The following is a 13,224-nucleotide window of genomic DNA, read 5'->3' as shown; positions in this document are numbered from 1 at the left end:
TACTGGAATACCCCTAAGATGAGAATACATAGTATGCCCGTACCCCCACTTATCGTAACAAAAATTACATAAGCGTGGCACGAACATCTAAATATCACCTTAGTAAAATTTCCAGTTTTGTCTACGGATAATTAAATGTTCTATAACATTATACCGGATTTCTCCCCGGTAATGGCAGCAAAGGTAAAATATAGGTTTGAAATAGCAAAAATTATGACTGACAGATTTATGAAAGATTATTATATACCCGCTGGCGGAATTAATCATATTTCCTGCCATTTGTTTAAAGAATAATCTCTTATCCCGCAGGACGGGGGAGACGATGACAGTCGTCCGGTCATTGAATGATAAATTGTTTGATTGAGTGTTGACATTGAGTTGTAAAATTAAAGGGTATGAGACATCTTGTTTGTGAAAGTTGGATGTTTTTTTTATTTTTACCGAAACCGATTTTTTCTGCCTTTCCATGTTATGTTTTCCCACCTCGGTTGTCTTTATAGTAGAATGGAACAAGAACAGTTTAAAATAGAAGTAGTACCGTTACGGAAGAAGCTGACCTGCTGTGCCTGCCGTCTGCTGGATGATCCGGAAGATGTGGAAGACGTCATACAGGAGGTTTTCCTGAAACTCTGGTATATTCGTGAAGAGTTGGACCGCTATAACAGCGTTGAGGCCCTGGCCATGCAGATAACAAAGCATTTGTGTCTGAACCGCTTGAAGTCGTTCCAACTCCGACAGAAAGAGGCACTGAACGAGTCGGAATTGATCAGCGACGAGGTTACTCCTTATACTGAACTGGAGCAAAAAGACAACGTGAACCAGGTGATGCGTATCATCGACCGGCTACCCGGACTTCAGCAGATAATTCTCCGTATGAAACATGTAGACGGGTGCGAAGTAGAAGAGATAGCCGCCCTTACCGGAAGCACACCTGATGCGGTACGAATGAATCTTTCACGTGCCAGAAGACGAGTTAAAGAATTATATTTTAAGATGTAACAGTTATGCAAACAGAAAAACAAAAACATATAGAATATTTGCTGGAGCGTTTCTTTGACGGGCAAACCTCCAATGCAGAAGAACAGGTGCTATATTCCTTCTTCACGGGTCCCGATGTACCGGAAGCACTTCGACCTTATCAGGCTGTATTCGGATATTTTGAGACAGGGATCAAGAATGAGTTAAATGAACCGGTTACAGAAAGCGGACGCTTCTTCCGGAAATCACCTGTGAAAAAATTGTTCTGGACGGCCGCTTGTGTAGCCGCTTCTTTGTTGGCCTTTCTGGTTTATTTCTGGGAAAATAACCGTCCGGATCCATTCAATCCTTATGAAGGAAGTTACATTGTCCGTAATGGTGTACGCATTACCGACATGGATAAAATATTACCGGAGCTTGAATATACGCTTCGTGAAGCAAAACTTCAGCAGGAACAGGCCGAACAAGTAGACTATCAGGTGAACCAAAAAGAAAAACTCCTCCATGAAAGGGAGGTGAATGCAACTAACCCTTACCGGAAAATCCTGGAAGAGAATCCGAACAAGTATTTCCGGCAGGAAATGAAGTGGATCATATATAACGAATAAACAGTATTAATCATCAACAGATAAAACAGTATGAAAACAAAGAAAATTATTTTATTGTGTGTAATCCTTTTAGTAGGAGGTATGACGGAGGGTTTGAAGGCACAGGAAACCCTGAATGCTCTTATGAAAAAGTGCGAGAACATGGATACGATCGATATGAACGTGATCTATAACAAAAACCGGGAGACGAAAAAGACGGAGAAAATTATCAAAACGGTTACTTTCTCAAACGATCAGAAATTGTTGGATGAGTTTGTGGCAGCCTTTGAAAAGGATAAAAGTGCTGCATATAAAATCATTGATGACAAGAAGAGTGGGAAACTGTTGCCTTCATTCTACCGCTTTGGAAGTGGAAAAACGGACATATCCTATTCGTTGTCTGTTTCCAAATCCGGCAAGGTGACAGTCAGCAAGATCGAACGTTTCGATTATGATCCTAAAAAAATTGGAGGTGCCTATCTTGACTTAGGTTCTGGCTCTTTCGAGTTTGATTATGATACCAATACCAAATCGATGTTTATATCGAATGACTAAAATGTACTATATTAGAAGGCATTCCACCTGTGAAGGCGGAATGTTTTTGTTTTATACCTTCTACTGTCTAATAAATTTACACCACTGTCTAATATTTTGACACATCGCTAAAATAGCTTTTGTTCTAGTTGTTTGTTTATTAATTATTTACCACTTTTGGCACACTATTTGCCCTTGTATAGGCAGAAGTATAAAACAAACAGAATTGTATAATTTAATAATAAATAGCCATGATTAAAATTGAAGGATTAAGTAAGCATTTCCGTACTGAAGAGGTAGAAACAATAGCATTGAATAATATTTCGATGGAGGTAAAGGATGGTGAATTCGTCGCTATCATGGGACCTTCCGGTTGCGGTAAATCTACTTTACTGAATATTCTGGGGTTGCTGGATAACCCGACTTCAGGAGATTATTACCTGATCGATAAGGAAGTAGGCCACCTGAAAGAAAAGGAACGTACACAGGTTCGCAAAGGTAATATCGGTTTCGTATTCCAGAGCTTTAACCTGATCGATGAACTGAACGTTTACGAAAATGTAGAGTTGCCTTTGACCTATCTGAAAGTGAAAGCATCCGAACGTAAACAGATGGTGAACGATATTCTGAAACGTATGAACATCAGCCACCGTGCTGCCCACTTCCCACAGCAGCTCTCCGGAGGTCAGCAGCAGCGTGTAGCCATCGCTCGTGCAGTCGTTTCCAACCCGAAGATCATCCTTGCGGATGAGCCGACCGGTAACCTGGACTCAAAAAACGGTGCTGAAGTTATGCAGTTGTTGACAGAACTGAACAAAGAGGGAACGACCATTATTATGGTGACCCACTCCAAACACGATGCCAGTTTCGCCCATCGCATTGTCAACCTGTTCGACGGTAGCATCGTTTCATCAGTGAGCGAATTTATTTAATTATGATTTTTCAGACACACACATATAGTTAAATTTAAAAAGAATAAACATGGACATATCCTACCTGTGAAGGCGGGATATGATTTTTACTCTCGCTCTGATTTAAAAACAATAAGCCAACTAAGAAGATGAACAATTTATTAAACATAAAATCGTTCCTGAAATTTCTCAGCAGGAACAAAGCTTATACAGCCATCGATGTGTTCGGATTGTCCGTATCGTTGATGTTTGTTATATTGATCGCTGTTTATACGGTGCAGGAATTGTCGGTCGATAAGTTTCATACCGATGGCGACCGCATCTATGTGTTAACCAGCGATATGGGACCGGTATCCGGCTTGCCGATCGCTTATAAGCTGATGGAACGTTATCCGGAGATTGAAAAGGTTTGCCCGGTCATATCAGCCGGAGTCGCCCCACAAGTCGTAAAAAGGAATGAGACAAAGTTAACCGCAAAAGTAATAGCAACCGACTCCTGCTTCTTCAATTTCTTTTCGTTCAAACTGCTGGAAGGGGATGCCAAACGGGCATTGGAAGACAGAGGCAATGTCGTTCTGTCGCGTACCTTTGCCAATAAACTGTTTGGCACAGAGAACCCGGTAGGACAAAGTATCGTGATCGGCGATTCCACATCTTATATGATTGGCGGTGTCATGGAAGATATCAAAAATTCGACCATCCCTTATGCCGATTTGCTGATGCGTGTCGAGCGGGCGAATGAATATAATGGTTCGATAAGCATGGATCATCCCGGAAACGCTGGTGCGGCCGTTCCTTTCCTGATGATGAAACCGGGTGCCAACCTGACACCGAAGGTCGATGATATACTTAGTTATTTCAAAGAATCATTCTGGCCGTATCAGCAGGGTATGTGGAAAGAGGTCGGTTTGATGCCTTTACATGATCTGTATTTTAGCGGTTCGGAGGGATTCGGTACCGTCCAGTTTGGTAATAAGCGGTTCGTGATCGTATTGCTCTCCGTCGGTATCCTGATATTGATATTCGCTATATTCAACTACATCAATCTGACGGTGGCTCAGGCCGGTCAGCGTGCCAAAGAGATGGCCACCCGGCGCCTGCTGGGATCATCCCGCAGTGAGTTATTCCTGCGGTTGGTGGAAGAATCGACTTTGCTGACGGTTATATCTTTCTGTATAGGCTGGTTGTTGGCTTATGCGGCGGTACCTTTCGTCAATAACCTGTTGCAGACAAAGGTCGACTTGGGGGCAACCTTTACCCCGGTCTGGATCGTTGCTGCAATTGCGTTGATCGTGTTGATTGGTGTTCTTTCCGGCTTGTTGCCTGCGGTGCTTATATCTTCAGTCAAGCCGATCGATATTGTGCGCGGAACATTTCGCCGGCAAACTAAGATGGTGTTCAGTAAGATATTCATCACTTTCCAGAATGCCATTACCATTGCGATGATTGCAGCTTCCATTGTGATGATTCTTCAATCGTATCACCTGATCAACGCACCGCTCGGATACAATACGGGGAATATCCTGGAGATAAGAAATAACTTCGCTAACAATTCCGATCGCAATGCCGCGATCGATGAATTTGGCCGTCAGTCGTTCGTTAAGCGGGTAGGTCTGGTAGCGGGGATGCCTCTTAGCGGAAGTAATAATATGTCTTCCGATTATGAGGGTAAATTCTTGGGTTTCCAGCAATTCATAATGGATAGTGCAGCTTTTAATATGTTGGGATATGAGATAATCCGTGACAACAAACTGGCTGCAAAGAGTTGGTATCTAACCGAAAAAGCCATGAGGGATATGGAACTCCCTTTGGATGCGCCTAGTTTCCGGTGGAATAAGGAGGCAACGCCGATTGCTGGTATTGTCCGCGATTTTCAACAAGGCAATATAACCGATGAAACTCGTCCGGCAATGGTGCGTATCGATGAGCGGAAGGATTTATATCCCTGGTCTGTTCTTGTAGAGGTAGAGGGTAATCCGTATACTGCTTTCGAAAAGATACGTGATATCTATAAAAATGCTTCCGGCGGATTGGATTTTGATGGGACATTCCTTGATGAGCAGGTACAAAAGTCGTTCGAGGCTGAGTTACGTACCACCAAGATCGTTTCGATCTTTGCCGGGATAGCGATCCTGATCTCCATGCTGGGGCTGCTGGCCATGTCGACCTACTTTATCCAGCAACGTTCGCAGGAGGTAGCCATTCGTAAGGTGTTCGGCTCTGATAACCGTGGTGTTTTGCTGCGTCTGATCAGTTCGTTCCTGATTTATGTTGGCGTCGCATTTATAATTGCGACCCCGGTTATCTGGTACTTTATGAATCAGTGGCTATCCGACTATTCATACCGGATCTCTTTAAACCCGCTAATCTTTGTTACAGCCGGAGTTTTCTGTCTGTTCATATCATTTGTAACAGTCTTTTTCCAGAGCCATAGAGCGGCAAATGCCAATCCGGTGGATAGCATTGCTAATAAATAACGATACGAGTATTATAAATCCAAAGGCGGAAGTTATTTATAAGAATGACTATCCGCCTTTGTTTTTGTTTATTAATAGCGTGGGTATCTTGATCGTATAGGCTTATATGTTACCTTTGTACGGTAGATAACGTTCTCTCTTGATGAATAAATACGGAATCGGAATAAAACATGAGAATAGCTCCATGGCTGCTGTCATGATGGATCTCGGTCTACATTATTCAGGGTAAGTACGACTATCAGGTTTCATACCGGTTGGCCAAAGAATATAGTGAGCGGATATCCGCTCCGGATAAAGGATTTTACACAATGGGAAACTCCGCACATTCACCCAATCTGGAAGAACCGGAAAGGTTCATTGAGATCGTCCGTTCCTGTGTCCAATAAATAGACAAAGGCTCCATTAGGTTATAATACAAAACAGATCCTTCTTGCCGAGAACCATACTTATACTTTTCACCTCAAAAGCGTAAGTGTTTTTTTCTATAGTTCTATATAAGCCGTATCTACAAAAAGACATGAATTATCATGCTTTACTACTCCGGTTCCGTTACATGTAAAAAAACTAGACAGGACTGTCTAATATTTTGACAGTTGTCGAATTGGGTTTAATTATATGTGGCTGATAATTAGTTGTTTGTTGTTTTGGCACGCAATTTGAACATTAGAAAAGCATAGAAGATGAAATAACAAAAAACATTGTACTGATGGGAACGATATTGCGAAACTTTATTAACGTGCTACGCCGTTTCAAGATGGCGTCCTTTCTGAATATAGTAGGGCTGACCGTTGCTTTTACTGCTTTTCTGGTGATTATGATGCAGGTCGAATATGAATATAATTTCGACCGGTGTTATCCCGATTATGACCGGATCTTCCGTGTTCAACACCATAAAGATGTGGATGATCCTTATGCAGCCATTTTACCTATCCCTTTCATGGAGGCTGTAACAACCTCTTCACCACATATTAAAGCCGGTACATTGATTACAGCATTGGCGGCACAGTTTAATGGGAAAATGTATTTTACAGTCGAGAAGGATGGAAAGAAAAACGGCTTTATCGAACAGTTCTCTGCCTGTACACCTGAAATACTGCAGGTTTTCAATCCGACCCTGCTGGAAGGGGATGACAATTGTTTGCAGGATCCAGAGAAAGCATTGATCCCGCAAAGCATTGCAAAGCGGCTCTTTGGCAATGAACCCGCTGTAGGACAGCAACTCCACATGAATGAAGAAGTCTATATGCGGGAAGATATAAAAACCTTCACCGTGGGGGGCGTCTACCGGGACTTCCCTTCCAACTCACAGATGTACAACGCTATCTATGTAAAGATAAATAAGAGTCTGGAGAATAATTGGGGTTCGCAAGGCTTTATCGGATATGTCTTGCTCGACTCACCCGACTCGAAGGAAATAGTGGAAGAAACATTCAATAAAACCTTTGATTACGCCTCACACGATTTCCCCGAAACATCTCGGTTGAAGCTATTACCCGTGGCCGACACCTACTATGTCAAAGGCCTGCAGGAAGGTGTATTCAAAGAAGGTAACCCTGAAACAGTACGCTTACTCATCCTGATCGCATTCCTGGTAATCATTATCGCCGGGATCAACTTTACCAACTTCAGTACTTCACTAGCCCCATTGCGAATCAAGAGCATCAATACACAGAAAGTACTGGGCAGCACCACTGGAAGCTTACGCCGCGGACTGATCACAGAAGCTGCAGGTATCAGTATTCTGGCATTTATACTATCTCTCCTGTTGCTTTTCTTCTTAAACAGGATGAATATATTATCATTTGTGGAAGCCGATACGAATCCGTTAAACCATTTCTACTTATTAGTAATAATGGGAGCGATCGCCTTGCTGTTGGGACTGGCAGCCGGTGCCTATCCGGCATGCTATATGACCTCTTTCCAACCCGCCTTGGTGCTGAAAGGTAGTTTCGGCTTGTCTGCTTCCGGGCGCAAACTGCGCACTGTGCTGATCGGCTTTCAGTATATCGTGTCGATCGGCCTGATTATCGGTGCTTCATTCATCCAGATACAGAATAAGTATATGCGTTCTTTCGACCGCGGGTTCAACGAAGACCAGATCGCAGTGGTTACATTGAACCAGAATATCTACAAAAATGCCAAAGACGTATATGTCGACAAATTAAAATCCTATTCCGGTATTGCCGACGTAGCTTTTTCCAACCAGAAATTCGGCTTGGAAGATGTTTACTCCACTAGCTCCACCTACTACAATGGGAAAGAGATCAACACACCCTGGATTACCGTATCCCCCAACTTTCTGCGTGTGATGGATATTCCGGTGATCGATGGTCGCGATTTCACCGAGTCGGACGGTCGCGATTCTGTCCTTACCTTTATATATAACAGTACCACCCAAAAGACATTCCAGCTGGAAGCCGGGCACGCCCTCGATAAATTCTGGAAAGGTGAAGCACGCATAGCCGGCTTTGTAAACGATCTAAAACTTACCTCGCTCCGCCAGTCGGGCACTCCCGTTTCTTTCATTGTCGATCCGAGAGAGACGATGTCCGTCTCCTTTATCCGTCTGAATGCCGGGACGAATATGGCGGAGGCCATAGACCATATCCGGCAATCGCTGGCAGAAATCGATCCAACCTATCCGCTTGATATTAACTTCTACGATACGATGTTAGATAACCTCTATGATAAGGAACAGTATTTAAAAAAGATGATAACTTTGTTCAGCCTGCTGGCTATCGTATTGTCGATCGTGGGGGTTTTTGGATTGGTTGTTTTCGAGACACAATATCGCCGGAAGGAGATCGGAGTACGTAAAGTGTTCGGAGCAACGGTGGGCGAGATATTGAATATGTTCAATAAAGCCTATCTGAAAATTGTTGTTATCTGCTTCATTATTGCCATCCCGTTTGCCTATTACGGGGTACATAAATGGTTGGAGAACTTTTCTGACAAGACACCGATTTACTGGTGGGTTTTTGCCCTGGCCTTTGTCCTTGTGGCGGCGATCACCATGCTGACGGTTACTTTCCAGAACTGGAAAGCGGCGAATGAGAATCCGGTGAACAGTGTAAAGAGTGAATAAAGAACAATTAATAATTAATAATGAATAAATAATAATGCAATATGAGTAATCTGCTAAACTTGAAATCCTTCTTTAAGTTCCTGGGACGGAATAAAGGATACACCATCATCGACTTGTTCGGTCTGTCCATATCATTAATGTTCGTTATCCTGATTGCTACTTATGTAGCCAGCGAGTTGACGACCGATCGCTATCATGAAAACGTAGACCGTACCTATGTGCTGACTGATGGTGAATATATGGGTTCTGCCTATCAGATAGGTTACCGCCTGGAAGAACATTATCCGGAGATTGAAAAAGTTTGTCATGTTATGACACGCGTTTTTGATAAAACGCCGCTTCAGAAAGGCGATATGAACCTGACCGCCAACCTGATGCTTGCCGATACCACCTTCTTCGACTTCTTCAGTTTTCCGCTGGTGAGAGGAGATAAGAATACCGTATTGGCAGCCAGAAACTCTGCCGTGATCTCCCAGTCTTTTGCCAACCGTTATTTTGCGGATGAAGATCCGATGGGTAAAACGATCCGCATCAATGATAAGTTATCACTGACGGTCAACGGGATTATGAAAGATATCAGCAATTCGGTTATCCCTTATCAGGATATCCTCTTCCGGATCGAAAATATTCATCTTATGGCAGAGGATGAAGGAATGTTCGGCAACTATAACAGTTACGGAGCTACCAATGTTTTCGTGATGCAACGTGAAGGTGCCGACATTACTGCCCGCTCGGCCGATATCCGCGAATATTTCGCAACCTTCCTTCGGTCATTTGAAGAAGACAAATCAAAGGGTATCCATTTTGTACCCTTGAAGAAACTCTATTTCTGGGAGCAACATAGTCCCTGGGGTATGTACACCATTGAGCGTGGTAACTGGCAGTTCGTCATGATCCTGATGTCTGTAGGTCTGCTCATCCTGATCTTCGCTATTATCAACTACGTCAACCTGACGGTGGCACAAACAGGTTTCCGTGCCAAAGAGATGGCTACCCGCCGTTTGCTAGGCTCATCACGTAAGGAACTCTTTTCACGTCTGATCATGGAATCGACGCTGATGACGGCAGTCTCTTTTCTGTTCGGACTGCTGCTGGCTTTCGTATTTGCTCCGTATGCTGGAAATCTGCTGGATAGAAAGATCGATCTGCCTGGCATGTTCACTCCGTTGAACTGCATGATCGTGATACTGCTGATTGCTTTAACCGGTTTTATTTCCGGACTGTTGCCAGCCATTGTGATCTCCAATGCAAAGCCTATCGAAGTAGTACGCGGCACGTTCCGTAAGCAGACGAAGATGGTATTCAGCAAGTTCTTCATTGTCTTTCAGAATACTATTACCATTTGTCTGATTGCCGCCTCGCTCACCATGTTTTTGCAGGTAAAATATATGATTAAGGCTCCTCTGGGTTACAATACGACTAACATTATCGATATCAACGGCATGGAACTGCCTGACGAGCAAACTTGTTTCACGCTTATGAACGAGCTGGAACAACTAGCCAGCGTTAATCGGGTCGGTGCCGGATTAGGTACGCCTTTCAATATGGGAATGAATTATACCGCCCGTTACGCGGATGGTAAGAAGATCAGCTACCAGATGATCCGTTGTGACAAACCCTTTGCCGACATCCTCGGCTTCCAGTTCCTGCGCGATAACCAGGTGACCGGTACGACCAGGTATTTTATAAGCGAAAGCGCCATGCGGGCATTGGCACTGCCCGACGATGCAGAGAAAGTAGACCTTTCCCATTGGGGAACTCCTCCGCTGGCAGGTATCGTGAAAGACTTCCAGCTACGTAACATTCTGCAAAAGAACAGTCCGACAATCGTCATCCTGACAGAAAAAGCGAAAGATCTCGATGAAAAGCCCTGGAATATCCTTGTCGAAGTGAACGGTGACCCGTATGTCGCCCGTCAGAAAGTGGCCGATACCTATAAACAGGTAACCGGCATGGATTTTACCGGCAAGTTTATGGATGAACAGGTCGAGGAGTCGTTTGCCGTGCAGGAAAGAACACTGACCATCGTGGTGATCTTTGCCGGTATCGCGATCCTGATCTCGTTGTTAGGATTGTTGGCAATGTCGACTTATTTTATCCAGCAGCGTTCGTCTGAAATAGCAGTACGTAAGGTATTCGGTTCGACCAATGCACAGGTATTGATCCGGTTGGTGAAAGCTTTCCTGACCTATGTGGCGGTTGCCTTTATCATCGCTATACCGCTGATCTGGCATTTTATGAACGGATGGCTGACCGATTATTCGTATCGCATCGAACTTTCTCCCTGGATATATGCCGTTGCCGGCTTGTTCTGCCTGATCATCTCTTTTGTTACAGTATTTGTTCAGAGTTACCAGGCTGCCATATCCAATCCGGTAGAGAATATCAAGGATAATTAGAAAACAGGTCGACGATATTGATTTGGTCTTTCATTTAGAATATAATTATGATGATGTCTAATTATTTTACACCAGTGTCCAATATTTAGACATGTAATGGAATGTTTTGTGTTTTCAATTTGTTGTTTATTAGTGAGTTAATTGTTTTGGCACGCGATTTGAACTGTTCTGACTAAAAATACATCTGTCAATGAAAACTATTATTCGGAATTTTATTAGTGTATTACGTCGTTTCAAGATGGCAACCATACTTAATATCCTCGGTTTGTCGGTAGCTTTTACCGCTTTTATGGTAATAATGATGCAAGTCGACTATGATAAGAACTTCGATACATTCCATAAGAATGCCAATAATATCTACCGGGTCGAAATACAATGGGATAAGACATCGACACAAGCTGTTGTGTCGCGTCCGATAGCTGATGCTTTTATCAATTTCTCTCCGCATATCGTTGCAGGGGCGCTCACCTATCCATTTTATAATGAAACATTTTATTCGGTTGATAAGGGAGGGGAGAAAAACTTCTATCAGGAACCAACTATGACTGTTTATCCTTCATTTACAGATGTATTCGATTTTGATATACTGGAAGGTTCAGTAGATGCGCTGAAGGAACCGGGTAAGATGCTGATCCCTGAAAATATGGCGCAGAAGTTATTCGGAAGCGAACCGGTGGTCGGCCGGCAGATTATGGCCAAAGAAAGCAAAGGGAGGTTGGCCGGCCTCTTCACTACACCAGAAGGTAATTACACGATAGGCGGCGTTTACCGCGATCTTCCCCTTAATAGTATCATCCAGAATGCTGTCTTTATAAAGATGGATGATAAACAGGATTTACATGATTGGGGTAATTCGAGCTATAATTTTTATCCGGCTCGATAATCCAGAGTCGGCAAAGGATCTGGTGAGCGATTTTCTGACCTATTATAAAGAGAATAATCTGGGGAAGAATATGTCATGGTATTCGGGTGAGCCTAATTTCCGTTTGACCCGTTTACCAGATGTACATTATGCTACGGATGTGACTTTCGATATGGTTCCCAAATCGAGCCGGCAGACGGTACTGGTACTTTTTGCTTTTGCATTGGTCATTCTGATTATTGCAGGTATAAATTTTACCAATTTCAGTACGGCGCTGACACCTATGCGGGTGAAAAGTATTAATACGCAGAAGGTATTGGGTAGTTCGGACGGTGTACTGCGCTTTTCACTATTGATGGAGGCTGTTTGTGTCAGTGTGGTGGCTTATTTACTGGCCTTGTGGATGGTCTATATAGCAGGTAGTGGCCCGATAGCGAAATTGGTGGATGCAGATATGTCTTTGACCGCTCATCCGTTGTTACTTTCCGTAACGGCTTTGATCGCATTGCTGACAGGAGTGTTGGCCGGCTTGTATCCTTCTTATTATATGACTTCTTTTTCTCCGGCGTTGGTTCTGAAAGGAAGTTTCGGTTTGTCACCGAAAGGGCGGAGATTGCGTAATGTGCTTATTAGCGTACAGTTTATTGCCTCTTTTGCATTGATCATCGGTTCGATGTTTATGTATCTGCAGAACCATTTTATGCAAAGTAGTCCGCTTGGCTATGATAAGGATGAAGTGATCGTAACGAACCTGACGGCACCTGTTTTGAAGAGTTCGGATGCTTTCAGCAGCCGATTAAAGTCTTTTTCTGGTATAGCGGATGTCACTTATGGCGAGTTTATGCTGTCCAGCCAGGATCAGTATATGGAGTGGGGACGCGAATTAAATGGCGAGACTATACAGTTTCAGTGCATGCCCGTAGATCCATCGTTTCTTAAGGTTATGAATATATTTGTGATTGAGGGAAGGGATTTTCGTGAAGAGGATGCTTTAACGACTGACGGGGTTTATATCTTTAACGAGAGGGCAAAAAAACTATATGATATGACTCTGGGAGATAAGATATATGGAGCTGAGATAGCTGGTTTTATTCCGGATATAAAGTTCGCTTCGTTCCGTACGGAAGTGACTCCTATGGCTTTTTATGTACGTGGTAAAGGATATAGTGGCGGTGCTGCGTATGCTTATATTAAGGTAAAGGCCGGTTCTGACCTGCCGTCAGCAATGAGTCATGTAAAGAATGTATTGAATGAGATTCATCCGGATTATCCATTTGATGTGAAGTTCTTCGACCAGGTATTAAATACTTTGTATGAAAAAGAGGAGAGTCTGAGTTCATTGATTACGCTGTTTAGTCTGATCGCGGTGTTGATCTCGGTGGTCGCCGTAT

Annotated in this window: 9 protein-coding genes; all 9 read left to right on the top strand. The window is 43.4% G+C overall.

The features are described from left to right. The first annotated feature begins 504 nt into the window (after nt 1-504). Nucleotides 505-999, top strand: a complete 495-nt coding sequence (locus tag QZ076_RS04140) for a sigma-70 family RNA polymerase sigma factor (RefSeq protein ID WP_293710577.1) — start codon at nt 505-507, stop codon at nt 997-999. A 5-nt stretch (nt 1,000-1,004) separates the two neighbouring features. Further along, nucleotides 1,005-1,586 (top strand): hypothetical protein, encoded by a 582-nt coding sequence (locus QZ076_RS04135; protein ID WP_293710576.1) that lies wholly within the window; start codon nt 1,005-1,007, stop codon nt 1,584-1,586. A 30-nt stretch (nt 1,587-1,616) separates the two neighbouring features. Then, nucleotides 1,617-2,120 (top strand): DUF5024 domain-containing protein, encoded by a 504-nt coding sequence (locus QZ076_RS04130; RefSeq protein WP_293710575.1) that lies wholly within the window; start codon nt 1,617-1,619, stop codon nt 2,118-2,120. Nucleotides 2,121-2,350: 230 nt separating this feature from the next. Beyond that, nucleotides 2,351-3,031 (top strand): ABC transporter ATP-binding protein, encoded by a 681-nt coding sequence (locus QZ076_RS04125; RefSeq protein ID WP_075558021.1) that lies wholly within the window; start codon nt 2,351-2,353, stop codon nt 3,029-3,031. 128 nt (nt 3,032-3,159) lie between these two features. After that, nucleotides 3,160-5,487: an ABC transporter permease gene (locus tag QZ076_RS04120; protein WP_293710574.1), complete on the top strand. Its 2,328-nt coding sequence runs from the start codon at nt 3,160-3,162 to the stop codon at nt 5,485-5,487. Nucleotides 5,488-6,193: 706 nt separating this feature from the next. Continuing rightward, nucleotides 6,194-8,572: an ABC transporter permease gene (locus QZ076_RS04115; RefSeq protein ID WP_293710573.1), complete on the top strand. Its 2,379-nt coding sequence runs from the start codon at nt 6,194-6,196 to the stop codon at nt 8,570-8,572. A 41-nt stretch (nt 8,573-8,613) separates the two neighbouring features. Continuing rightward, nucleotides 8,614-10,971: an ABC transporter permease gene (locus QZ076_RS04110; protein WP_293710572.1), complete on the top strand. Its 2,358-nt coding sequence runs from the start codon at nt 8,614-8,616 to the stop codon at nt 10,969-10,971. 190 nt (nt 10,972-11,161) lie between these two features. Further along, the gene (locus QZ076_RS04105; protein ID WP_293710571.1) at nt 11,162-11,854 is read left to right on the top strand and encodes an ABC transporter permease; all 693 of its coding nucleotides are present in this window, start codon (nt 11,162-11,164) and stop codon (nt 11,852-11,854) included. Continuing rightward, the coding region (locus tag QZ076_RS04100; RefSeq protein WP_365324550.1) for an FtsX-like permease family protein at nt 11,811-13,224 on the top strand (1,414 nt) is incomplete at its 3' end. The genes QZ076_RS04105 and QZ076_RS04100, both read left to right, overlap by 44 nt.

Origin of the sequence: uncultured Parabacteroides sp., assembly GCF_905196875.1 — a bacterium.
Lineage (GTDB): Bacteria > Bacteroidota > Bacteroidia > Bacteroidales > Tannerellaceae > Parabacteroides.
Note: the sequence above shows the minus strand (reverse complement) of the source record. Positions and strands in the feature narration are given on the sequence as shown.